The 23,908-nt window shown below is 43.4% G+C and carries 18 protein-coding genes and 3 tRNA genes; 16 read left to right on the top strand and 5 right to left on the bottom strand.

Annotated features, from left to right (window positions below):
- Window positions 1-5 precede the first annotated feature (5 nt).
- A complete protein-coding gene (gene ribA / locus CXF58_RS07190) occupies window positions 6-689 on the bottom strand; it encodes a GTP cyclohydrolase II (protein WP_102077040.1) in 684 nt (227 codons plus the stop codon).
- A gap of 525 nt (window positions 690-1,214) precedes the next feature.
- Here ribA and dxs point away from each other — a divergent pair.
- Together dxs and CXF58_RS07200 are read left to right on the top strand one after the other, a co-directional pair.
- Window positions 1,215-3,263: a 1-deoxy-D-xylulose-5-phosphate synthase gene (gene dxs / locus CXF58_RS07195; protein WP_102077041.1), complete on the top strand. Its 2,049-nt coding sequence runs from the start codon at window positions 1,215-1,217 to the stop codon at window positions 3,261-3,263.
- A gap of 264 nt (window positions 3,264-3,527) precedes the next feature.
- Window positions 3,528-4,355 (top strand): inositol monophosphatase family protein, encoded by an 828-nt coding sequence (locus CXF58_RS07200; RefSeq protein WP_068406329.1) that lies wholly within the window; start codon window positions 3,528-3,530, stop codon window positions 4,353-4,355.
- Window positions 4,356-4,405: 50 nt separating this feature from the next.
- Here the strand turns inward: CXF58_RS07200 and CXF58_RS07205 are convergent, their stop codons facing one another.
- Window positions 4,406-5,845 (bottom strand): WS/DGAT/MGAT family O-acyltransferase, encoded by a 1,440-nt coding sequence (locus tag CXF58_RS07205; protein WP_102077042.1) that lies wholly within the window; start codon window positions 5,843-5,845, stop codon window positions 4,406-4,408.
- Window positions 5,846-6,123: 278 nt separating this feature from the next.
- Here CXF58_RS07205 and CXF58_RS07210 point away from each other — a divergent pair, with 278 nt between their 5' ends.
- Window positions 6,124-7,050, top strand: coding sequence for an IS30 family transposase (locus CXF58_RS07210; protein WP_102077043.1), 927 nt, complete (start codon window positions 6,124-6,126; stop codon window positions 7,048-7,050).
- Window positions 7,051-7,183: 133 nt separating this feature from the next.
- Here CXF58_RS07210 and CXF58_RS07215 read toward each other — a convergent pair whose 3' ends face one another.
- Entirely contained in the window at window positions 7,184-8,023 is an 840-nt protein-coding gene (locus CXF58_RS07215) for a thiazole synthase (RefSeq protein ID WP_102077044.1), read from the bottom strand.
- A gap of 380 nt (window positions 8,024-8,403) precedes the next feature.
- Between CXF58_RS07215 and tnpB the strand changes: the two genes are divergently transcribed.
- Both tnpB and gspE read left to right on the top strand, forming a co-directional pair.
- Window positions 8,404-9,555: an IS200/IS605 family element RNA-guided endonuclease TnpB gene (gene tnpB, locus CXF58_RS07220; RefSeq protein WP_102077045.1), complete on the top strand. Its 1,152-nt coding sequence runs from the start codon at window positions 8,404-8,406 to the stop codon at window positions 9,553-9,555.
- A 242-nt stretch (window positions 9,556-9,797) separates the two neighbouring features.
- Window positions 9,798-11,354 (top strand): type II secretion system ATPase GspE, encoded by a 1,557-nt coding sequence (gene gspE, locus CXF58_RS07225; protein WP_102077046.1) that lies wholly within the window; start codon window positions 9,798-9,800, stop codon window positions 11,352-11,354.
- A gap of 123 nt (window positions 11,355-11,477) precedes the next feature.
- Here gspE and CXF58_RS07230 read toward each other — a convergent pair whose 3' ends face one another.
- Together CXF58_RS07230 and CXF58_RS07235 are read right to left on the bottom strand one after the other, a co-directional pair.
- Window positions 11,478-11,972: a RidA family protein gene (locus tag CXF58_RS07230; protein WP_102077047.1), complete on the bottom strand. Its 495-nt coding sequence runs from the start codon at window positions 11,970-11,972 to the stop codon at window positions 11,478-11,480.
- A 74-nt stretch (window positions 11,973-12,046) separates the two neighbouring features.
- On the bottom strand, window positions 12,047-12,802 hold the full coding sequence (locus CXF58_RS07235) for a DUF4442 domain-containing protein (protein WP_102077048.1): 756 nt from the start codon (window positions 12,800-12,802) through the stop codon (window positions 12,047-12,049).
- 337 nt (window positions 12,803-13,139) lie between these two features.
- Here CXF58_RS07235 and CXF58_RS07240 point away from each other — a divergent pair, with 337 nt between their 5' ends.
- The 11 genes from CXF58_RS07240 to CXF58_RS07290 all read left to right on the top strand — a co-directional run.
- A complete protein-coding gene (locus CXF58_RS07240; protein ID WP_226928765.1) occupies window positions 13,140-14,582 on the top strand; it encodes an McrB family protein in 1,443 nt (480 codons plus the stop codon).
- An 18-nt stretch (window positions 14,583-14,600) separates the two neighbouring features.
- Window positions 14,601-16,220 (top strand): McrC family protein, encoded by a 1,620-nt coding sequence (locus tag CXF58_RS07245; protein WP_082894337.1) that lies wholly within the window; start codon window positions 14,601-14,603, stop codon window positions 16,218-16,220.
- A 242-nt stretch (window positions 16,221-16,462) separates the two neighbouring features.
- Window positions 16,463-16,539 (top strand) — tRNA-Pro (locus CXF58_RS07250).
- A 108-nt stretch (window positions 16,540-16,647) separates the two neighbouring features.
- A tRNA-Arg gene (locus CXF58_RS07255) sits at window positions 16,648-16,724 on the top strand.
- 39 nt (window positions 16,725-16,763) lie between these two features.
- A tRNA-His gene (locus CXF58_RS07260) sits at window positions 16,764-16,839 on the top strand.
- Window positions 16,840-17,444: 605 nt separating this feature from the next.
- Complete coding sequence (locus tag CXF58_RS07265; protein WP_068406344.1) at window positions 17,445-18,380, top strand: AraC family transcriptional regulator; 936 nt, start codon at window positions 17,445-17,447, stop codon at window positions 18,378-18,380.
- A 355-nt stretch (window positions 18,381-18,735) separates the two neighbouring features.
- Complete coding sequence (locus CXF58_RS07270) at window positions 18,736-19,803, top strand: hypothetical protein (RefSeq protein WP_068406345.1); 1,068 nt, start codon at window positions 18,736-18,738, stop codon at window positions 19,801-19,803.
- Between the two features lie 79 nt (window positions 19,804-19,882).
- The gene (gene gspF, locus CXF58_RS07275; protein ID WP_068406348.1) at window positions 19,883-21,085 is read left to right on the top strand and encodes a type II secretion system inner membrane protein GspF; all 1,203 of its coding nucleotides are present in this window, start codon (window positions 19,883-19,885) and stop codon (window positions 21,083-21,085) included.
- Between the two features lie 486 nt (window positions 21,086-21,571).
- Window positions 21,572-22,033, top strand: a complete 462-nt coding sequence (gspG, locus tag CXF58_RS07280; RefSeq protein WP_286796058.1) for a type II secretion system major pseudopilin GspG — start codon at window positions 21,572-21,574, stop codon at window positions 22,031-22,033.
- A 275-nt stretch (window positions 22,034-22,308) separates the two neighbouring features.
- On the top strand, window positions 22,309-22,869 hold the full coding sequence (locus CXF58_RS07285; protein WP_068406351.1) for a protein-disulfide reductase DsbD domain-containing protein: 561 nt from the start codon (window positions 22,309-22,311) through the stop codon (window positions 22,867-22,869).
- A 77-nt stretch (window positions 22,870-22,946) separates the two neighbouring features.
- On the top strand, window positions 22,947-23,908 hold a 962-nt coding region (locus CXF58_RS07290), incomplete at its 3' end, for a protein-disulfide reductase DsbD N-terminal domain-containing protein (RefSeq protein ID WP_180952544.1).

Raw genomic sequence — 23,908 nt, forward strand, 5'->3', positions numbered from 1 at the left:
ATTTACTATTTATTAAGGTGTAAGGCGGTATTGAAATCTTTATCGAGCAGATGGCCCATGCGGTCGCGTTTGGTCGCGAGATACTCAGCATTCATATCGTTCACCCCAACCAATAACGGCACGCGCTCGACGACATTAATACCATGCTCGGTTAAGTAAGCCACTTTATCGGGATTATTGGTAATCAGGCGCACGCTATCGACGCCGACATGAGCAAGCATCGGCCCGCACATATCATAAACGCGCGCATCTGCTGGTAATCCCAACATAAGATTGGCATCTAACGTATCATGCCCTTGATCTTGCAAGGCATAAGCACGGATTTTATTGGTCAAGCCAATGCCGCGTCCTTCTTGACGCAAGTATAATATCGCCCCGCAGCCGGTTTCTTGTATCGCCTGCATCGCGGTATTAAGCTGGGGACCGCAGTCACATTTTAATGAGCTAAAAGCGTCACCCGTCAAGCATTCCGAATGAATACGAATGAGCGGTATGGGCGCTTCTTTTGGCGCATCGCTGTCTTGATTAAATGCCGTGCCTTGCTGATTTAAAACGTCAGTTTGCTTGGCCACAGGTAAACCGACAGTAAGCATCACATGCTCTTGACCGTCCGCATTTTCAAAGATATGAATATCAAACTCGCCGTGACGAGTCGGTAGTTTGGCATTGGTGATAAATTGATATGACATTAATGTCCTGCATAAGCCGATCATCGTGACGCTAGCGGTCGGTTAAAGTTTTATAATAATAAAGGTGTGACATAAGCGCTGCTAACTAAAATAGCATACGAAAGCTGTTTGGTGGAAATACACACAAAGTTCACAGACGGCGCACGATGATTAAAGCGACAATTAAAAATAAATGCTATTATGCCATACTATTTTGACGGATACAGTGACAAGTCTTAGCCCTTGCATTACTATGTCGTCACTGTCGCCCGATATGCGCCCAATATGAAAGCAAAATTAGCAGGCGCTATAGTGTTTTATATGAGGACATAGTCTCATTTTAAAATGCCTATAAAATTGAAAGTTTGTTTTATTTTAAATCGTTATTTACAGCTATTTTAAGCGCTGTATCAATAAACATATAGTCGATGACATTTGTTGATTTATAATGTCCGCACTATTATTAACGCCACTTAGATGCTGGCTAGTGATAGCCCGTATCTAAGGTAGCATCTTGTTAGCAGATTGGTAGGTATCGTACGTTTTATGCAGCAGTCACCTCATTCCCCACAGTCTAAGTCATCATCTGCGTCAGCCATTGATTCTGCTGCATCGCTATCGCACCTGCAAAAAACTTATGCAGTCATTCCACGTGAGCGTCCGCATACGCCGCTACTTGATACAGTAGACGCTCCGATTGATTTAAAAGCGTTTAGCGAAAGTCAGCTCATTACTTTAGCCGATGAGCTACGGCTTTTTCTGCTTTATTCAGCCGGGCAAAGCGGTGGCCATTTCGGGGCCAATTTAGGCGTCATTGAGTTGACCATTGCCCTGCATTATCTGTTAGATGCGCCGCAAGATCAGATTGTTTGGGACGTCGGTCATCAGGCCTATGCCCATAAAGTGTTGACAGGACGCCGTGAAAAGCTTGGAACTATTCGCGCAAAAGATGGCTTGACCGCTTTTCCAGAGCGCGCTGAGTCGGTTTACGACACTTTTGGCGTTGGGCATTCATCGACGTCTATTTCAGCGGGTCTTGGCATGAGCCTGGCGCTACGCTATCAAGGCCGCGCGCAAACCGTTGCCTGTATTATAGGTGATGGCGCAATGACCGGCGGCATGGCGTTTGAAGCGATGAATGACGCCGTCCAACAAGATGCGGATTTGCTGGTCATTTTAAACGACAACGACATGTCGATATCTTGCTCGATTGGTGGTTTTTCACGGCATTTAGCGACATTGTGGGAGTCAGGCTATCAGGTTGATATCTCTGATGCTGGCGAGCCGATATTATGCCAGCGTCCTGACATGCAAGCCTACGACCGCCGTAAACGTCATAACGAGCTGCGCGATGTGCCGCAATTAGAAGACAATCTATTTAAAGCCATTGGTTTTACTTATTTCGGTCCGTTTGATGGCCACAATATCCCTGAGCTACTGCGCGTACTATCGCTTGCCAAGCAATTAAAAGGCCCAGTATTGGTGCATATCTATACCACCAAAGGTAAAGGGTTTGCGCCTGCTGAATTAGATCCAGTTGGCTATCATGCTATCAGTAGATTGCCTGCTGAAGATAGCGAGAAGAAAGCCCCAACCGATAGCTTAGCATCGAGTACACCGCTATTAAAATACTCGCAAGTCTTTGGTCAGTTCTTATGTGATAAAGCTGCTACTGACGAGAAATTGCTTGCGATTACCCCAGCCATGGAAGAAGGCTCGGGCATGATTGAGTTTGCCCGTCAATTTCCCAATCGTTTTTTTGATGTAGCGATTGCTGAACAACACGCGGTAACGTTAGCAGGCGGCATGGCAACCCAAGGTGTCAAGCCAATCGTCGGCATCTATTCAACCTTTTTGCAGCGTGGCTACGATCAGCTAATTCATGATGTGGCGCTACAAAATCTTGATGTGATGTTTGCTATTGATCGCGCCGGTCTAGTCGGTGAAGATGGTGCTACTCATGCCGGCGTGTTCGACTTTGCCTTTTTACGCTGCGTGCCGAATATGCTGATAGCCGCGCCAAAAGATGAAAACGAATGTTATCACTTGCTCAATACTTGCTATGAATATCAAGGCTGTACGGCTGTGCGCTATCCGCGCGGGGCTGGCGTTGGCGCGACGATTACCCAGCCCGCACAGGTTTTTTCCATTGGTAAAGCGGTAGTAGAGTCAGTTTTAGGTCAAGATAACGCACCTAATAAGTTGGCATTATTAGCCTTTGGTACCATGGTTGCGACGGCTCAGCAAGCGGCAGAAAGCTTGATTAACGATAATATAAACTCAAACTGCCAAGTACATGTGGTGAATATGCGCTGGGTAAAACCTTTAGATACGCACTTGCTTGACAGCTTAATCAAGCAAGGCGTTACCCATATCGCCACTTTGGAAGAGCATACAGTTATGGGCGGCGCGGGCAGTGCAGTAAATGAATATTTACTTAACGAATCAATAGCGTTTAAAAATAGCCGTCCAGTAATCTGTAATATCGGTATTCCTGATCGCTTTATTGCTCATGGTTCACCAGCAGAGCAAATGGCTGATTGTGGTCTGGATGTTGCAGGGGTCGTGAGCCAGCTGCAGCAATTGCTAAAATAAAACCCTATCGCTCAAAAAAAATTGCTAAAATAGCGGATTGAAAAATAAAGCATTTTTGTTTAAACCTCGCCTACTTGCCGTAGGTGTGAATTATTTGACAACTTGGGCGGCACTACTGCTGGCAATCATTTATTTGGTTCGCTAGGCGGCGATGGTTTTCATGAGTTATTAATCCGATTTAATTTTAAGCGGCTTTTATTTTTCGTACATTTTATCAGTCCTATCTTTTAAGTAGTATTCATTCATCAAGCAAATAGGTAATTTATGGAACCCATGGTCGTCATCGCAGCGCGTGCTGCTGAAAAAGTTGGTAAAGAGATTTTATATGCGCATCAAAACCGCCACAAAATCGAGCTAGATATTGAGTCAAAAGGGCTTGATGGTTTAGTGACGCGCATTGATCGTTTCAGTGAAGAGCTGACGATCGAGACCCTAAAAGCCAGCTATCCAAATCACTCGTTTTTGGGTGAAGAGTTTGGTATGCAAGAAGGTCGCGGTGAAGATGCGGATTGGTGCTGGATTATTGATCCGCTAGATGGCACTAAAAACTTCGTCCATGGCGTACCGCAATTTTGTGTCTCTATTGCCGTGCAGCATAAAGGCGTGACCCAGCATGGCGTCATCTATGACCCTGTGCGTGATGAGATGTTCTCTGCTAGCCGTGGTAAAGGCGCGCGTTTAAACAATCGCCGTATGCAAGTGAGCGAGCGTAAAACCATTGATGGTGGTCTATTTACCACCGGTCATCCGCTTGAGCGTAAACGCAATGGCGAAGTCATCTCTTATGCCAAGCAGCATTTTGAAAGCTTACAAAAAATCTCTGAAGCGGGCGGTCAAATTCGTCGTTTAGGCTCAGCCGCCCTTGATTTATGCTATGTCGCCGCTGGTCGATTTGACGGTTATTTTGAGATGTCTATCAAGCCGTGGGATATCGCCGCCGGTGAGCTTATTGTCACCGAAGCACGCGGTGTGGTCGTTGACCATACAGGCGCACACAACTCAATGACATCAGGCTCTATCTTTGCTTGTAACGTCAAATTACTAAAACCGTTAATGCAAGTAGTTGTCCCAACCTGGGGCGATATTTTGTAGTTTTGATTTATTAAAGATTTAGAAAATTGATATTGAAAAAGCTGGTTCCATTATGGCGCCAGCTTTTTTGTTTTGCCATTTTTCTTGTCACTACTTTTATCTGTCACCGTAATGCCTTGAAATTCAAGCTCTTTACTGGTTCGCTCTAACAGCTGCAGCTCCTCTTCTATGAGGACGAGCATATCTTGTACATGCGGTAGAGCTTTGCTGCAAGCGGTGATGCCAAATTCAATCTTATCCAAATAGCTGGCGAGAGTGATATTCATCGCTTGTCCATTAAATACAATCGATGCCGGATACAAAGATTGCAGCCGCGCGCCGTTCCAATACAGCGGCTTTTCTGACCCAGGGACGTTGGAGATAATCAGGTTAAAGGCCTGTTTTTTCGGGAACAGCCCAGTTGCCAAATTGATGCCTTCCCACGCATAAGAAATCACACTGTAATTGATAACCTGCGCTTGATTCATACGGCGGAAACGGCGTTTGCCATTATTCATACTGCGATGAATCAGCTCGATACGACTGAGTGGATCGTCTAAATGCGTGCCCAAATTGGCAAGAACAAATGACAACTGGTTGCCCGCCACGCTGTTATCGGTACGTAATGACATGGGTACAAAAGCAATCAAAGGCTTACTTGGTAGCGCATCTATCGACAGGAGATAACGGCGAATAGCGCCAGCACAAACGGCAAGCACCACATCGTTTTTACTGATATTTAAACGCTCAGCGATATCATTAAAGCGCTGTATCTCATAGGACTGTGCGGCGATACGCCGCGAGGCTGAAATGCGTTTATTAAGCACACTCATCGGCGCGGCAAAGGTACTGACATAACTGTCATCACCGAAGTTTTTTAAGTTATCGAGCAATTCTGTAAATACCGGTTTAATGGTCGATATTTGCTCTTTGATAATGCGCCGCGCCGAACGCTCTTTTGGCAAAATCGCATCGACTTGGTTACGGTGGCGCGCCATTAATGACCAAATCGGTAGCGTCACCGGTTCGGTTGGTGATTGTGATAAGGATTTTTTGACCAAGCGCATGGCAGCGATGCCATCAACGAGCGAATGATGGATTTTAAAATATAAGGCAAAACGTTCAGGCGCGCCTTCGCTTTCTGGCTGAATTCCTTCAATAACGTGACATTCCCATAGCGGCATTGCCCGATCTAGCAGGCGACCATGCTCTCTTGATACGTACATCAAAAGCTCGCGTACACGCGCGGGCTGTGGTAGCGCTACATGGTGCAAGTGATGCTCAACATCAAAGTGTTTGTCTTTTTTCCAGAATATCAAATGCTCAAGCACTTGGTTAAAAGGAAAGGTCGGCGGCACATCAGAGTGTTGCATCTGCTTGACCAATTGACAAACAAAACTGCTATCCGCATTTTCTGGCAATTCGAATAAAAATAGACCCCCAACATGCATGGGTTGTTTACGCGACTCAAGAAGTAAGAACAACTGGTCGACTGCTGTGAGAAGTCGCATAATAAATCCTTTTATGACGATGAATGAAAAATGACAATAAAATAAATAGGTATTCAGTTAAACAAAGATAAAGCATAACAAGGATAAGGCATTTAGCAAAAACGATTAAAAACCTAAAAGTAGTCACAAAAATATCTTAATATAAAAATCATGGGTCACGGGAATTTTATTATTCTTAGATTAACACATGAAGTGCAATACCAAATGTGAGGTGAAAAAAAGACCTAGATGCGCTAGCATCAAAGTTTTTATCCACCGACCAAAGTGAGATTGCAACCATGAGCTATACACATCTAAGCCTAGGTGAACGATACCAGATTTATGCCCTAATAGGGGCAAAACATAGTATTAATTTCATAGCTCGAGAGTTAAACAGAAGTCCCAGTACCATATCAAGAGAGCTTAGGCGTAATAAAAGCCTACGCGGTTACCAAGCAAAGCATGCTAATAACAAGGCTTGTGATAGACGGGCTAACAACGCCACAACTATTGTGGCTGACATCTGGGCATGGGTGACAGACAAGCTAAAAGAGAACTGGAGTCCTGAGCAAATATCTGGCGTTCATGCTGGTATCAGTCATATGAGCATTTATCGCTATATTTGGCGTGATAAGAGGCAAGGCGGCACATTGTGGCAGTGTCTCAGACGTAAAGCCAAACCATACCGGCAGCGTCTAACCGCTGAGACTCGAGGCCGTATCAATGACAGAGTCTCGATTCATGAGCGCCCTTGTATTGTTGAAGAACGCTCACGTATTGGAGATTGGGAAGCGGATACCGTTATCGGTCAGCATCACAAGCAAGCGATTGTCACGCTCGTTGAACGTAAAACAGGGCTACTGAAGATGAAGCGTGTGGGTCATAAAACAGCACAGCAAGTATCAGAGGCAATGATAGAACTCTTAGCGCCAGTGAGTTTGCAGGTTAAGACCATTACCTCTGATAATGGTAAAGAGTTTGCTCAGCATAAGAAGGTGAAACAAAAGCTCTTTAGCCCTTTCTTCTTTGCCGATGCTTATGCGTCATGGCAGCGAGGAACCAACGAAAATACCAACGGCTTGATCAGAGAGTATCTGCCTAAAGGCTGTGACTTTAGACAAGTCTCTGATAATGAAATACAGGACATTGAGAACAAACTAAACAACAGACCAAGAAAACGCTTAGGGTTTAAAACGCCTATGCAGGCGTTCTATAATATTAATTAGCGTTGCACTTGGTGTGTTAATCTAAGATTTAATTATCCCATAACCCATATTTTTAGCGGTTTTAGCTTATGAAATTAAGCAAATTATAGGTTGAGCTTTAAAAGCTTAAGACTAAAAAATATAAGCTAAAAAACTACTGAAAAAAGTAGCCAGTCTGCGGTGAGCTAGCAATGGCCATTTTACGCATCGGCATACGACCTGCTAAGAACGCCTGACGCCCTGCCCATATAGCATGTTTCATGGCCTGCGCCATCAACACGGGATTTTGTGCATTGGCAATCGCTGAGTTCATCAGCACGCCATCACAACCAAGCTCCATCGCAATCGCGGCATCAGAAGCGGTACCGACGCCAGCATCAACCAATACGGGTACTTTAGCATTTTCAATAATAAGGCTTAAGGTATGGCGATTAAGCAAACCAAGACCAGAACCAATCAAGCTACCAAGCGGCATGATCGCCACACAGCCCATGCTCTCTAATTCTTGAGCGACGATGGGGTCGTCAGAGGTATAAACCATGACTTCAAAACCATCATCGATTAGCACCTTGGCGGCTTTTAGAGTTTCCATCACGTTTGGATAAAGGGTTTTTTCATCGCCTAATACTTCTAGCTTCACCAGATTATGCCCGCCTAATAGCTCGCGAGCAAGCTTACACGTCCGAATCGCGGTTTCGGCATCAAAACAGCCTGCGGTATTGGGTAAGATGGTATATTTATCCGGTGAAATCACATCTAATAAATTTGGCTCATTGCTATTTTGACCAATATTGGTACGGCGAATAGCAACGGTGACAATCTCAGCTTCTGACGCGCCAATCGCCGCACCCGTCTCAGCCATGTCTTTATATTTACCAGTACCGACCAACAATCGAGAAGAGAATGTACGACTACCAACCGTAAAGGTATCATTCGATAAGGCATTTTGTGAAAATGATTGAACATTGGCAGGAGTATTTGCGGCTTGTGACATAAGGATAATCCTAATAGCGGGCTGACAAAAGTGACTAACGAGGTTATTAAGTTTGTTACTGTGTTTAATGAGAGTTTTTATTAAATAGTAGTAGAGGCAAAACGTAAATAGGCGTTATGTGGCCAAAGGCTTGCGATGTTAAATGCTAATAATATAACTGCTTTAAAAGCAAAGTCATAAATCCAAGCAAAGCCTTGCTACTTGCTTAAAACAAAATGTTATTATAACAAACTCATACGCGCTTACTGACAATCTTTACCAAAAACCGCGCAGAAAGCCTCTACTTCTAAAGTAGCGAGATGAATGCGTTATTGGTAGCAGTCCTTACTACCTATGGTATTATAATTAATAATCATACCACTTATTAACAACAAGCAGCGATGCCAAAGCAAATCCTAAAAGCCCATAAAGTCAGACTATATCCGACCATTGACCAGCAAGTATTCTTTGCCAAGTCATTCGGCTGTGTGCGCTTTATTTGGAATAAGATGCTTAGCGATAAGATTGAGCACTATAAAGAAACTAAAACAACCCTCAAAAACTACCCTGCTCAGTATAAAAAAGAGTTTGAGTGGCTACAAGAGGTCGATAGCCTGGCACTGTCTAAAGTTGAGCGTCATTTGCAAAAAGCCTATCAGTCGTTCTTTAAAAACGGCACAGGCTTTCCCAAGTTCAAGAAAAAAGGGCAACGCGATAGCTACATCACAAACAACCAAAAGGGCACAGTGGCGATCACAAACAACACCGTTAAACTGCCTAAGATTGGCCATATCTCCGCTAAATTCCCGAATAAAATAAACGGTTTGATTAAGAGCGCTACCATCAGTAGAACTCCATCAGGCAAATACTATGTCAGCTTATTGGTTAAAACCATTGCCACACCACTACCAAAAACACACTCTAACATCGGTATTGATTTAGGATTAATTGACTTCATCGTCTTATCGGACGGAACTAAAGTAGCTAATCCTAAGTTTTTATCGAAGTTGCAAGACAAATTAGCTCGCGCACAAAAGATTTTAGCCAAACGTAGAGCAATTGCCAAAGTTGCTAATCGCAAACTGAGTGACAGTCGTAATTATCAAAAGCAGAAATTTAAAGTTGCTAAAGTTTATGAGAAAATAACCAATAGCCGCACTGACTTTCTACACAAACTCTCATTTAATCTCATCAAAAACCACGATGTGATTGCCATAGAGGATTTAAACGTCAAGGGTATGGTTGAGAACCATAAACTCGCCAAAGCTATATCAGACAGTTCATGGTCAACATTCACCACCATGCTTGCTTATAAAGCGGAATGGTATGGCAAAACGCTTGTTAAAATAGACCGATGGTATCCATCCTCTAAAATCTGCTCAGGCTGCAACCACTTGTTGACCAAGGCTGAATTACCCTTGTCATTGCGATCATGGGATTGCCCTAGTTGTTTGCAAACCAATGATCGGGACATTAACGCCAGTATCAACATTCTCAATGAGGGTTTGAAACTGACCACACTCAAAACCGTCGGTGCGACGGAGTTAGCTTAGTCAATTTACCTAACCGCTGATACAGAATGCCGTAACAAGTATGAGTATTACCTAAGAAACCCTACCTCTAAGGTAGTGGGTAGTTCATCCAGTTTAACGATTTAGGCAGGCGGCTTTAAATAGTCAGGTCAGTAGTGTTTTTTGGCATGTATTAGATTGTGTTTTCAAGACTGTTTTCAAAGTTATTTTATAAGCTGTTTTTTAAGTTCTTTTTTAAATTAACCACTCACTAGGTCGTCTTTATGCTGCAGCTGCCGTACAGTTTTGCAAAACGCCATCAAATTTTGGCCATTCTTGCTATTGATCCTGAGTTGCCGCCGACCTTGGTGTTGACCAAAACTACGCCATTGTCCGCCATTAATGAGGCGGTGCGCTTTTTACAGCAGCAAGGCGTACGCGGTGTGCCAAATTATGAAAGTATCAGCATTGAAGATTTCGAAAAACGCATGAATGCTGCTTATGCGGGTAATACGGGTGAGTCGCAGCATATTGCCGCTGGGCTTGAAGACCATCCTGACCTCGATAGCTTGGCCGATAGCGTTCCTGAAACGGAAGATTTGATGGATCAACAAGACGATGCGCCGATTATTCGTCTGATTAATGCGTTGTTGTCTGAAGCGATTCGTCTAAATGCCTCAGATATCCATATTGAAACTTTTGAGAAACGGCTAGTGGTACGCTTTCGTGTCGATGGAGAGCTAAAAGAAATTATCACGCCAAAACGCCAATTGGCGCCGTTACTGGTCTCGCGTATCAAGGTGATGGCCAAACTGGATATCGCCGAAAAGCGTGTACCACAAGACGGTCGCATCAGTTTAAGACTGGCAGGCCGTGAGGTCGATGTACGGGTATCGACGCTGCCGTCAAGCTTTGGTGAGCGCGTGGTCATGCGTTTATTAGACAAGCAAGCGGGTCGTCTCAATATGACGTATCTTGGTCTATCTGATAATGACTATAGCGAGCTTAAGCGCTTAATCCATCGTCCACATGGCATTATCTTGGTGACTGGACCGACCGGTTCAGGTAAAACCACCACGCTATATTCGGCATTGACCGATTTAAATGACCAAACCCGCAATATTTTGACCGCCGAAGATCCGATTGAATTTCAGCTCGATGGTATTGGGCAAACGCAGGTGAGTAATAAAGTTGATATGACTTTTGCTAAGAGCCTGCGTGCCATGTTGCGACAAGATCCAGACGTGGTGATGGTAGGTGAGATTCGCGATTTAGAAACCGCTGAAATTGCCGTGCAAGCATCGTTGACAGGGCATTTGGTATTATCAACGCTACATACCAATACCGCCATCGGTGCGGTCACGCGTTTGCAGGATATGGGCGTAGAGCCATTTTTATTATCGTCCTCACTGATTGGTGTCGTCGCTCAGCGCTTGGTACGGACGTTATGCACACATTGTCATAGCTGGCAAGCTGCCGATAATGAACAAGCCAAATTATTTACTGAAATTGGTATTGCGGCAAATGCTAAAAATACGGCTACTGAAAAATTAAAAGAGAATATTATTAATTTGCCGAAACCAGTGGGCTGTGATAAATGTAATAATTCAGGCTTCAGAGGGCGGACGGCAATTTATGAAGTGATACCGATTGACGATACCTTGCGCCGGATGATTCATAGTAATACTGCCGAGTACGAGCTAGAAGAATACGCCCGTCAGCAAACGCCATCGATACGTGCTGATGGACTACGCAAAGTCATAGAGGGTCGGACGACGTTAGAAGAAGTGCTGCGGGTAACCAAAGAAAGCGCCCTAACTGATGACGCTATGATTGTATAAAAAAACGATAGTATAAAGAAAAACGATTGTATAAAGCAAAACGGTTATTGAGTCAAAAGTCGGTGCAATTGGCTCAATAACCGCTAATCAAAAAGTCAGTTTGGTTTATTTGTAATAGCGCTGCTATTTTGCGGCGATACATTCAATTTCAACACTTGCGCCCGCTGCCAGCTCTGCGACACCAAAAGCTGAGCGTACCGGATAAGGCTTAGCCAATTCTGCTTTATAGATTTTATTAAAGTCATCAAAGTCATCCATATCAGTCAGCATCGCCATACATTTGACGATGTCTGATTTTTGGTAGCCGTACTTTAACAAGGTTTCATGGATATTATCGAGCGCTTGTTTGGCTTCCGCTTTGACGCCGCCTTTGACCAATTTGCCGTCTTTAAAACCAATCTGTCCTGACATATAGAGCGTATCGCCGACCCGTACCGCTTCCGAAAACGGATAGTTACCGCCGTCGCCGAGAAATACTGGGCTAGATTTGGTAATGGTTGCGTTATTGGTCGCTGGCGCGGCATTAGCACTAACGGCGAAACCTAAGCCTAACGAACAGGCGCTAATCAGCACTACTTTAGATAATTGAGTCGTCAGTTTATCGATATATCTAGACATACTTGTCTCCTTATTATTGTGGTATTTCTTAAATCCATTTTTTGGTAGTTACTTACTTTTTTAACAAAGTGAAATTAATTGCTTTCTAGTTCTTGCGTTGAGTGCTTGTTGCTTGCTTCACTTTCGTTTAGCTCGGCTTTAGGCTGCTCACTTTCAGTTTTTTCATTGTCATTTTGCTTATTTTCTAGCGTTTTAGCAGCTTTACCTTGACGACGCGCTTCTAGCTCAGATTTGGGTATCCAAGCCCATGTCATCTCAACGACGATAGGATCACGGTCGTTATCGGACTCACGGTCATGAATCACGCACGGTATGACCATCTCACCTTTTGGCGTATTTAAAATATCTAAGCGCTGCTCGTCAGATAATGATGCCACCGCGGCGATTTGACCTTTTTTAATCGGGCGATAAAAATTCACCGAGTAAGACTTAATCAATAATACGCGATCAGAGGGTAGGTTTAAACCCAAAATAAACCCTGTTGCGGTTTCCGCAAGTAAGGTGATAGCAACCGCATGAACCGAGCCAATATGATTTTGCACCGCTTTGGTGTTATTTAAGCTGACCACCACTTGATTGGGATCGACGTGCTCATAATAAATACCTGTTGTGCCCACGTACGGCACCACTTTACCAAAGGCTTTCGATAAAATGCTGGCGCGCGCGGCCGCAGGCAGAAACTTGGTGACAGATAGCAGTTTGGTAAATTGGTTGCTGATGGGTTTTAATGGGCTATTTGGTTTTTCGTCTAGCATTTTGGTGTTGTCAGAGACTTTGGTTGGCAGTTTATTGCTCAATTTGCTAGGGAGTTTTTTTAATAATCCTGACATACAACATTCCTCAAGTTAAAGTGGGATTTACAGTGTTTTACTAGTGCGATAAAAAATATTGAGATGATTGATAAGTTAGCGAATTCTTTTATCTTAGCAACGATGTTAGTTATGGTACATTAAGTGCCGTATCGCTACCATTATTAACATGAACTGCCGCGCGTATAAAATATGACTAACGTAACGGTATCTTAGGTATGAGAAATAATGCCATTTTTGTTAGCTCGTTTAATTTTAGCGAGCCACGTTATGATCGTCAGGTTTTAGCACATTTCAACTATTTTGCCGTTTTTTTCTCATGTTCGACAATGCCATGCTAGATAAGGTCATGCCAAATATGTCTCCTTCCAAACCAACCAATATCATCTATACAGGCGTTGCTGGTACAGGTAAAACCTATCGCTTGCTCCAAATCGCACAGCAATATACTGACTACTTACCAAAGATAAATGACAAAGAATTATTGAGACAACTTTTGCAGCCGTTAAGCTGGCGTGACGTGGTTTGCTTAATATTTTTGGATTTTAAGTCGAAAAAACAGGACTTGGTCAAGGTACCAGAAATTGTCAATCATGAGTTTTTTGTCAATAAAGCGGCGCAAAATGCGCGCGAGAAAAACTTAAGCAATACCGCTTGGTCTGTGCTGCAAATGCACACGTCTATGAGCTCACAAACGGTGAGTTATAAAAACCGCGCCAGCCAAGCCTATTTTGATAAAGATAATAGCGGCGCATGGTATTTACTGCCAGAAAGTATAGATTTGTTAAGTGATTTAGCGCAGCAATTAGCTGAGTTTCAACAGGCGCAGCGCGAGAATAATAGCCAAAATAAAGAGTTCCGTCAGCAGCGCTTTAGTATGGTCAGCTTTCATCAAGCCTATGGTTATGAGGAATTTGTTGAAGGTATCCGTCCGGTGATGGCGTCATCCGATCATACAGAAAATAGCTCATCTCAAATGAGTTATGACGTGCAAGATGGTGCGTTTTTGAAATTGTGCCAACGCGCTGCCAATAATCCTGAGCAGCGTTATGCGATGCTGATTGATGAGGTCAATCGTGCTAACGTGTCACGGGTCTTTGGCGAGCTATTAAGTTTGATTGAACCCGATAAACGCGCTAGCATGGCAAATGCGATGACGGTTAATTTGGCGTATTCAGGGCGAACCTTTAGCGTCCCTGCCAACGTTGATATTTATGCCACCATGAACACCCAAGACCATTCATTAACGCCGCTTGATATGGCATTACGGCGGCGTTTTCGCTTTATTGATTGTCCGCCGCAGTCGGAATTATTACCTGTTATTTATCTCAATCAAGACTTAAAAGCTGATAATACAGAAGCGTTTAAGTCAGAAGAAACAATAGATTTGGCGAAACTCTTAACCGGTTTAAATCACCGTATTACGCAAACCCTTGGTGCAGAGGCACAATTAGGTCATGCGTTTTTATGGTCAGTAGACAGTCTTGAGCACTTGCAAACGGCACTGATTGAACAAATCATTCCGCAATTGGCACAAGCAGCGGGCGGGCAAGTCACTGTTTTGCAATATATCTTTCAAGATGAGCAGCAGCCCCTAAGCGCGAAGTTTATACAAGATAGCCAAGCGCTGTTTGATAATGCCAATAACTTAGTCAGTCCTAATAATTCAAATCCAATGTTTGCCGACCAGCATTCATTGCTCGGCCAGTCTATGAGTAGTGGCAGTTATAAAATTAATGCCGATTTAATCAATAATACTGCTGAGTTTGCCAAGCCGTTTGTCTATCAGCGTTTATATTAACAAGGTGGCTAGCTTGTGATGAGTAGAGTATTACAGTCTGAGAGCAAAGCGATAGGCAGCGACATTAATCATAACGTTAATAGTGGCAATAATAATAGTGCCAATAGTAATAGTGCGAGTATTGCTAATAACGTCAATGCGGCTGCACTTAATGCTAATATTATTACGGTGTTTGAGCATCAACGTTTAACAGCCCATGATTTTGCGCACGTAGCGGACTTTCATTGGCTAATGGTGCAAGAGTTTGCCGTTTTTAGCATTAAACGTCAGCAAGGACAATGGCAACTAAAAGTCGGCCATTATATTGGTATTATTTTATTGCCAAGTGGGATGTCACTTGAGATGTTGCCCAAGTTAATAGCAAAAACGTCTAGCAAACATAATTCGTCACAGCCATACGGTTTAGCTAAAACCAATGACATCAATCAAACGCGGCAATGGGTGCAGAATATGCTGGCAGATTTAACCAGCAGTCATGATAAAAATAAGCTTCCTAATACAAAAAACTTTGGCCAATTTAGCAATCAGTTAGCAGCGCTACCGACTAAAGCAATGCCATTATCTGACTGGCTGATTGCGCAGTTTTTACAGCGTTTGGCGCATTATCAGCCGACGAAGCACTATCAGGCGAAAATCCATAACCAAGCAGCGTTACAAGGTCGTTTGCTGATTAAAGAGCAATTACGCCATAACAGCATGCAGCCGCATAAGTTTGTCTGTGAAAGCAGTGTACTGAGCCAAGAGATGCTGTGTAATCGCTTGATTAAAAGCGCGCTGAATTTACTTACTCCGTTATCTCCGCCATCAATGTCACTGCCCGCATTACAGCAGTGGCGACAAGTAGCAGTGTTAAGTCGTTATGAGTTGCAGCGGCTTGAGTCTTTTTATCAGCAAGCAAAGCGGCAATTGGCACTGCAGCCTTTATCTCGGCAGCAATTACAAGCGGCGCAGCAGTTATTGGACTTAGCTTATTGGCTCTTGCAGCAATCTGACGCTCATACTGGCAATGGCATTAAGCCGCAAACATTAGCCAAGCAAAACGCCGCACAACCGCGCCTATGTTTATTGATTGATATGAATCAAGCGTTCGAGCAATGGACAAGCCTGCGCATAGCGGCCCAGTTTCAGCAAATTGATTTGGCTTATAAGCCTTTGTTTCAAGCACAGCGAGTGTGGCTACATGATGTAAAAGGGCAGGCGTGTTTGTCCATTCGTCCTGATTTATTGATTTATAAAAGTGCTCATTTGCAGACTGGACCTAACATTAAAGCGCTGGGTGAGGATGACGTAAAATCAGAAACGCATACCTCTGCTCACTCACCCCAATCAGGCAATTATAGCCATGTGATTGATATTAAATGGAAGCATTTACCGCATGCAGGGGCGATAAGTGCGGGCGACGCCTATCAGTTGAGCAGTTACGCGCAGGCTTATCACGCCGAGCAGGGCTGGCTGGTTTATCCGGTACAGGACGATAGCAGACAACCAATCCTGCTCCAGCAACAAGCTTATAATGACGCAGACAATGATAAAAGCTACAAAAAGCCGTCCAATCATGCCAAATTATGGCTGATACCCTTTAATGTGCTGACCGGAAAAGTAAACGGTGACTTGCTTCCAGATTTGAATGTAGTATAATAAGCGCTGTTGGCAATGTAGTATTAAGGTCAGTAAAAAACCAACGTTGCGACGCCGCCATTGTTATAAAAATGGCGCATTTTTGAAAGAATTTAACGATTCTTTAAAATAATCAAAAATAGGTGTTGACACAATCGGCTTTACCCCTTAATATGTGCACCTCGATAGCGAGGAACATTAACAAGTTAGCGGTATTACCAACAACAAGTTAAGTAACAAATTATCGAGATAATAGAGAATTTCGGAGTGTGGCGCAGTTTGGTAGCGCATCTGGTTTGGGACCAGAGGGTCGTAGGTTCGAATCCTATCACTCCGACCATCTATTTAAAGAGCCTTACAGGCTTTTTTTTATGTATGATGATATTGTTTTTATGTTAGATATTTCTGATATGATAAACCAATCAAAATATATAAAAGTCCTCTAAGAGCGCCTGTAGCTCAGCTGGATAGAGCATCTCCCTTCTAAGGAGGTGGCCGCAGGTTCGAATCCTGCCAGGCGCACCATTTAGCCTGTCAATCTTGCCTTATCAGGCAATAGTTATGGCGGTTGTAGCTCAGTTGGTAGAGCCCCGGGTTGTGATCTCGGTTGTCGTGGGTTCGAGTCCCATCAGTCGCCCCATATTTTATTCTGCATCTCCTTCCTTATTAAATTCAAAAATATCAAAATAACACTGCTTGCCTTTACTGGCATTTTTTTGTGCCTGTTTGTTTTATATCAATGCATACTTTTTAAGTTATGATGATATGCGAACTAGCCTGCTGTTTTAATTCTAATAAGTTATAAACTTCCTAGGCATTTAATGTTTAAACATCTGCTAGCCTTTTTTCGCTATTTTTCTTATGATAGATAGGCTCGCGATTGTTCTATCATTTGTTAAGCCTTGTTCAATTAAGCTATCACATTAAATTATTTGGTGGTGTTCTAAAAAGTATGCTGGCGATAGAAGTCAATAAGAAATCTATGCTAAGTTCCCTGATTCTATAGGGCTTTCAAGGCTTCAAAAATTGTTCAAGTTTTAACCAGCATACTTTTTGACACACCACCAATTATTTACTCGATATTCTTATTCAAATTTTTGCTTTGATTTTATCCAAAATAAAATGCCTATCAAATAAAAATAAAATTTTTTGCCCCATTATTTTAAAAGATTTTGCAGTCATCAGTGCTTTGTTTCTATTTTTAAATTTTTCTATATTAATTACCCATGATTGAGGAAGTGATGGATGGACGCACTAAGCGTGTTGCTACAAAATGTACATTTATTCGAAACGAAGTATTATCGATTAAATGTGACGGGCAATTGGTCTTATTCACTCACTAGGCAAGATACGATTTTATTTTATTTGGTGATGTCGGGTGGTTTTTGTATCGACGTCGGCAATGGCCCACGAGAAACGCGCGCCGGTGACATGATTATGATTCCAAGCGCGCATCAGCACGTGAGTTATGCGCTAAATTATTATAGTGATGAGGCGCAGCCGTTAGATGAGTTATTGACGAGCTGTAAAGATCATACGCTGGATTTAAAGGGTGACGGTGATTTTGAAGCGTCATTGATATTAATCGAGTGTAAGTATGATAAGGCGATGATTCGGCCTTTATTGTCCGTACTGCCATCGATTCTGCCGGAAGTCAATGATGAAGATGATGGCCGGTTTGAGGTGATTGATGTTGAGATTAGGCTACTGACGCTAGAGGCTGAGCACGAGCGCATGGGTAAAACCGCGGTGATCAATCATTGGGCAAGTATTATGATGATTGAATGTTTGCGGGTATATATTGAAAGTCTGCCTGAAGCCACTGAGAATTGGCTAAAAGCGATGAAGGATCCGTTTTTGACCAAAGCGCTGGTTGCGATGCATGAGATGCCAAGCGAAAATTGGACCATTAATAAGCTTGCTGAGGTAGCAGGCATGTCACGCTCAAGCTTTGCTCAGCGCTTTAAAGAGGTCGTTGGTATACCGCCGTTGACCTATTTGATGGATTATCGCTTGCGCTTGGCCGCGCGTTATTTGCGTTTGCAGCAAAACAGTATCAGCCGTATTAGCGGTTTGGTCGGTTATGCCTCGGATTCAACCTTTAGCCAAGCGTTTAAGCGTGTTTACGGCATCTCACCTAAAGCTTATCGGCAGCAGTATCAACAACAAACGCTCTCTTAATTAGCTGTTAACTGCTATACCTTTTTAAAAAGCGCTCAGGCTATTTATCGGCCTTAGCGCTTTTTTGCTCGATGCTCATTATTAATTAAAACTCCCGCCTTTTACCATAACTATTACTTACCATCACCTTTATCACTGATTTCGATACTGAGTATTTCGGCGATGGCTAGCTGACAATGCACTTAGGTTAAGGTACTATAGAGTCATGTTTTGCCCAAGCGTAGTAGTGAGATTTTAGCGCATTTTATGGCACTGTCTGCTGGCCGCTATCGATAAGTAGTTGGTTTTAAACGCTGATAGACTATTCATTTAGGATAACTTGGGCAAAGTTTATTTTTGCAGCTAATGGTATTTTATGACTGAACCAACCGCTAAGCCAACCGTGACTTCAAATAGCCAGCGTACTACTGCGTCCGCTACGCCGACGGGCAACGCTGATAAAAAAGACGTAAAAAGTAAGGCGAAAAATAAACCGCGTACGGCAAAAAACAAGCAAAAAACCAATATTACGCCTGCGCTTGATAAAGCGGCGCTGCTCGCGTTATTTACGTTATCAAATACTGAGTCAAATGTTGAATTAGGCGTTGAGCAAGCAAGTCTAAATACTCTTAGCAGCAGTGAGTCGAACAGCAGCGAAACCAATGTCGCCACGCAGCGGTTAGCGCTTTATCGTCGTCAGCATGAGCGCACACGCCAGCTATATATGGCCTCCGCCGCTACTCGTCCTACGTATCTGGTGCAAACGCTAAAAACGCAGTTTGCAGAATATCAGCAATATTTACTGGCGCAGCAGCTTGATAAACGTGGTCTGATGGATACCGATGGGCTAGAGCGTTTATGGCAACAGTTGCACGTGGTCGATGATATTATCGAAGATATCGTGCGTCATATGCCCGCACAGCAGCCCGCCGGTTGGCAGCTGACGACACAAGATGGTCATAATCCACTGCGTTTCCCTACCGTTGGTAAGCTCAAACATGACAAGCCTATTGTAGATCAAGGCAGCTTAAACAGTTATGTGCTTGGTCATTTTGGCGTCAGTAGTTTTACCTATGACCGCGCTTATTATATTGGTCATGTAGTTGGTTACTTATTTAGCTGCTATTTTTGTGCTCATCTGTCTATCAGCTATGGGGTTACCGCACTTGGTCCGCAGGTCGTGAGCGACTATGAATACGCTAGTTTAGAGACGCCACATATGGTAAGACTGCTACAAGGCTTGGATGGTTATTGCAAAAAACGTATTTATCAATTGGCCGTTATTTGCGCGCGCCTTAGCGTCTTCGCCAGTGACAAGCGTATCGAGCGCATGCTGATTGCTGAAGTCAATGATTTTGATAAAAAATTGCAACAACAGCATCTAGATGTTTTACTGTTACAAGGTTTAATGCCAGATAGCAGTGATTCTACGCCGCTTTTTTAAGACTTTTACTCTTTAAAATCTATTGTAAAACTTCTGTTTATCAGCATGTTAAATTGCTCACCTTAGGATATTTGCTGCTATGCCCGCTTATCATTATAAAGCGTTAGATGACCATGGCAGTGTCCAAAAAGGCTTACTTGAAGGCGATTCTGCGCGGCAAGTGCGCCAGCAGCTGCGTGATAAACAGTGGACGCCCGTCGAAGTCACCGCCGTCAATGACCGACAAAGCCAAAGTAAAAACCGCTATAAAAAACCATCGGCTTATGAATTAGCACTGCTGACTCGTCAATTATCGGTATTACTTGCCGCCGGTATTCCTTTAGAGGAAACGCTGGCTGCCGTCGCCAAACAATCACCAAAAACCCATATTAAATCATTAATGCTTGCCGTGCGCTCGCATGTGCTAGAAGGTTTAAGCCTCGCACGCGCCCTGCAACAAGCCGCTAGTTTTCCGCCGCTTTATATCGCCACCATTGCGGCAGGGGAAAAGTCCGGTCATTTAGATTTAATCCTTAATCAGTTGGCAGATTACACCGAAAACCGTTTTGCCCTACAAAAGAAAATCCAAGGGGCGATGGTCTATCCAATTGTATTAATGGTAATGGCAGTCGGGGTCATTATGGGGCTAATGAGCTTTGTGGTTCCCAAGATTGTCAAAGTTTTTGAGCAATCTGAGCAAGCGCTGCCGCTGATTACCCAAATCGTCCTGAACTTATCAAATATCATTACCCAGTGGTGGTGGTTGATGCTTCTGGTATTGGCAGGGGCGGCGTTTTTGTTTTATCGCTTTGCGCAAACCCAAGCAGGCAAATTAGCCATAGACAGTATGGTACTGAGACTACCGATATTGGCGCGCTTATCAAAAGGGCTTAATGCGGCCCGTTTTGCCAGTACGCTTGCGATATTGGTGCGCTCAGGGGTACCGTTGATTGAAGCGCTGCATATAGGGGCGGCGGTGACGACCAATTTACACATTCAAAAAACCATTATCACCGCAGCCGATAGAGTCACCGAAGGCTCAAGCTTATCGAGTCAGTTAGGAAAATCTACCTACTTTCCGCCAATGATGGTGCAAATGATTAAAAGTGGGGAAAACTCAGGCGAGCTTGAAAATATGCTCAGCCGCGCCGCCAATATGCAAGAAGCCGAAGCGACCAACTTTATCAGCACCTTGCTGTCGTTACTTGAGCCGCTCATGTTGGTATTGATGGGCGTGGTGGTCATGATTATTGTCATGGCAGTGATGCTACCGATAGTGAATATGAATGATTTGGCAGGTTAGTAAACGCTTAAGCTTTGTTAATTTCTCTGTAGCTGGCTCAAAATCCATTACCTTTATCTTGCTAAAGCTTCCGCTAAATTTCTTAAGCCTTGCTTAGTGTTGTAGATTGTTGACAACGGTATGTTTTTACTAGAGCGCAGCCAGTCATCAGGCTATAGTAAGCGCCAGTCAAAAGCTTTGCTTATAAACTGCTTAGTATAAAGGATAGCGGTTATCCAACATTTCACGGCATGTATCCATAAAAGTAGATATTCATAACAATCCATTGCAGCGCTGGATAAAAATAAAAGCATGGTTTATAGTGATAAACGGTTGAGGGTTCATTAATCTAAAGCCAACCCACTAAAACGCTCTGAACAGTACATTCATTATTTATATCACCTGATACCAAAAGCGATGACCAAAGCGATGACTATAATTGACACGATGCAAGTAGATACCATGCCAAAAAACGCTAGGAATGACGATAAGTTGCAGGCAGAAAACATGAATGAAAATATGCCCGCTGCTCTGAAAGGTCGTCCGTCAATGTCTCATAGCCAGTCTGGATTTACCCTTATTGAGATTATGGTAGTGATTGTGATTTTGGCCATTCTCGCAGGTCTAGTCGTACCAAAAGTGGTCGGACAAAGTGATAAAGCGCGCGTCAAAACCACAGAAACGGCGCTGGCAACGGTATCCAATGCGCTTGATATGTACAAAGTTGATAATTCACGTTATCCGACGACGGCGCAAGGTTTAGAAGCCCTAACCACACCGCCTGCTGACGCCAAAAACTATCCCGATGGCGGTTATATCAAAGGTGGCTATCCGACCGATGGTTGGGAAAACGAGTTGCAATATGTTGCGCCAGGTAGCGAAGGTCGTCCTTATGATTTATTTTCATTAGGCGCTGATGGGCAGCAAGGCGGCGAAGGGCAAGATGCTGATATTTATGCTCAGTTGTAAGCTGCGATTTAAAGTGATTAGATTAAAGTGATTAGCGCTGAGCAACATAGCATTTTCTAACACTTTACTGATTAAAGCGGCGTTAAAATTTCTATATATCAACCAATAAGGCTTTATTGGTTGATATTTTTTATGAAAGCATAAAATAAGTACTATGTTAGTAAGTACCATGCTAAACAGACGGCCACCATATACGTTTAGCCTTTTTAATTAAAAGTCATTACAAACAGTTGTTAAAAGTAACCTTTAAAACCCGCTATCAAAGGTAGTTATTTATGTTTATCAAAACAGCCACCCCAGTTATCAATAAACGCCTTGCTAAAAAACCTCATCTATTGGCAATGGCGCTTATAAGCACTTCGTTGATGACAGGTTTATCAACAATTTCAATGAGCGCGCAGGCAGCAGGGCTTGGTGAATTGTTTGGCAATAATAATGCAGCACAATCGAAGTTTTTGCCAGTCGATAAAGCTTTTAAAGTAGATAGTATTACCAAGGCGACGTCTAAAGGCACGCAGTTATCGATTACCTTTGATATCACGCCCGGCCATTACGTTTATAAAGACAAGCTGATGCTAAGCTTTCCAAAGGGCATCAGTGCGACGCCATTTCGCTTTAGCCAGTCGCCAATTTCTATTAATGATCCTACCTTTGGGAAAGTGCCTGTTTTTACGCAAAAAAATATCATCGCTACCACCACCCTGAGTACCAATAATGGTAAAGGCGCCAAAAATGTACCCGTTGTCATCGGCTGGCAGGGCTGTGCTAAAGCGGGTTTATGCTATCCGCCCGAGAAAATTAAAACCACGGTCAATATTGGCACAGCTCGTAAATAAATAATGATGTAAATAGAAAAGTCCATACAGACAGTGAATTGGTCAATTCGAATTTTGGTAATAATAGGTAGCCCTTCATGTCCCTTAAGAGCGCAGAAAAGTCTCTGTCATTAACGCAAAATAAACCGTCAAAAAAATCTTATCTGTTGGCGTTCGCTTTAAGCGCTGGTTCATTATTGGCAGGGCTAGCAGCGACTGGGCTGATGGCCGTGCCAGTGGCATCGCAAGCGGCAGGGTTGGGCGATTTATTTAGCAGTGATAAAAGCGCGACCCAACCGAAATTTTTACCCGTTAACGAAGCGTTTCAAGTTAGCAGTAGCAGCAAACCGACCAATAATGGCACGCGCTTAGCGATTAACTTTGACATTACGCCTGAGCACTATGTTTATAAAGACCAAATTAAGCTAACGCTGCCTGCTGGCGTGACCGCCGCGCCTTTTACCTTTAGCCAAAAGCCTGTCTCCATTGATGATCCGACCTTTGGAAAAGTACTGGTATTTGACCAAGCCAATATGGTTGCTAGCACTATATTGAGTAGTAATGGCAAGGCGATAAATAATGCCGCCGTGACGATAGGTTGGCAAGGCTGTGCCAAAGCAGGACTTTGTTATCCACCGGAGAAAATAAAAACCACGGTCAAAATTGCTGCTGCGTCACAATCGGCAGCCAATAGTTCAAGTAGCACTGCTACAGTTTCTGCGAGCAATAACAGCAATGCAGAAACTGCGCAAGCATCTACAGAGGCGACTGATACTGATCGTCTTGCTACAGAGCAAACTACGCCAGATGACGAGGTGATTGATTACGCTTTGTTAGATGATGAAGCATTAGATGCAGAGCTTGGTACTAGCAATACCATCTCTGGTGTCGATGAAGAAGTTGTAGGCGACAATGTCACAAGTAATATGCCAGCAAACGATAGCGCTACAACTGCAACAAACAATACCGTTGTCGTTGATAACGCCATTAATAGTGACCCTTTTGGCTTAGCTTCGCATCCGTGGTTGGCATTGGTGTTATTGTTCTTGGCAGGGTTGGG

Origin of the sequence: Psychrobacter sp. Sarcosine-02u-2 (assembly GCF_002836335.1) — a bacterium.
Classification (GTDB): domain Bacteria; phylum Pseudomonadota; class Gammaproteobacteria; order Pseudomonadales; family Moraxellaceae; genus Psychrobacter; species Psychrobacter faecalis.

Coding starts and splice junctions, on each gene's coding strand:
- CXF58_RS07270 (WP_068406345.1), top strand. CDS start 18,736: ATGACTGAACCAACCGCTAAGCCAACCGTGACTTCAAATAGCCAGCGT.
- CXF58_RS07230 (WP_102077047.1), bottom strand. CDS start 11,972: ATGTCTAGATATATCGATAAACTGACGACTCAATTATCTAAAGTAGTG.
- CXF58_RS07200 (WP_068406329.1), top strand. CDS start 3,528: ATGGAACCCATGGTCGTCATCGCAGCGCGTGCTGCTGAAAAAGTTGGT.
- ribA (WP_102077040.1), bottom strand. CDS start 689: ATGTCATATCAATTTATCACCAATGCCAAACTACCGACTCGTCACGGC.
- CXF58_RS07215 (WP_102077044.1), bottom strand. CDS start 8,023: ATGTCACAAGCCGCAAATACTCCTGCCAATGTTCAATCATTTTCACAA.
- CXF58_RS07205 (WP_102077042.1), bottom strand. CDS start 5,845: ATGCGACTTCTCACAGCAGTCGACCAGTTGTTCTTACTTCTTGAGTCG.
- gspE (WP_102077046.1), top strand. CDS start 9,798: ATGCTGCAGCTGCCGTACAGTTTTGCAAAACGCCATCAAATTTTGGCC.
- gspG (WP_286796058.1), top strand. CDS start 21,572: ATGAATGAAAATATGCCCGCTGCTCTGAAAGGTCGTCCGTCAATGTCT.
- CXF58_RS07285 (WP_068406351.1), top strand. CDS start 22,309: ATGTTTATCAAAACAGCCACCCCAGTTATCAATAAACGCCTTGCTAAA.
- CXF58_RS07245 (WP_082894337.1), top strand. CDS start 14,601: ATGAGTAGAGTATTACAGTCTGAGAGCAAAGCGATAGGCAGCGACATT.
- CXF58_RS07265 (WP_068406344.1), top strand. CDS start 17,445: ATGGACGCACTAAGCGTGTTGCTACAAAATGTACATTTATTCGAAACG.
- CXF58_RS07240 (WP_226928765.1), top strand. CDS start 13,140: ATGTCTCCTTCCAAACCAACCAATATCATCTATACAGGCGTTGCTGGT.
- gspF (WP_068406348.1), top strand. CDS start 19,883: ATGCCCGCTTATCATTATAAAGCGTTAGATGACCATGGCAGTGTCCAA.
- CXF58_RS07210 (WP_102077043.1), top strand. CDS start 6,124: ATGAGCTATACACATCTAAGCCTAGGTGAACGATACCAGATTTATGCC.
- dxs (WP_102077041.1), top strand. CDS start 1,215: ATGCAGCAGTCACCTCATTCCCCACAGTCTAAGTCATCATCTGCGTCA.
- tnpB (WP_102077045.1), top strand. CDS start 8,404: ATGCCAAAGCAAATCCTAAAAGCCCATAAAGTCAGACTATATCCGACC.
- CXF58_RS07235 (WP_102077048.1), bottom strand. CDS start 12,802: ATGTCAGGATTATTAAAAAAACTCCCTAGCAAATTGAGCAATAAACTG.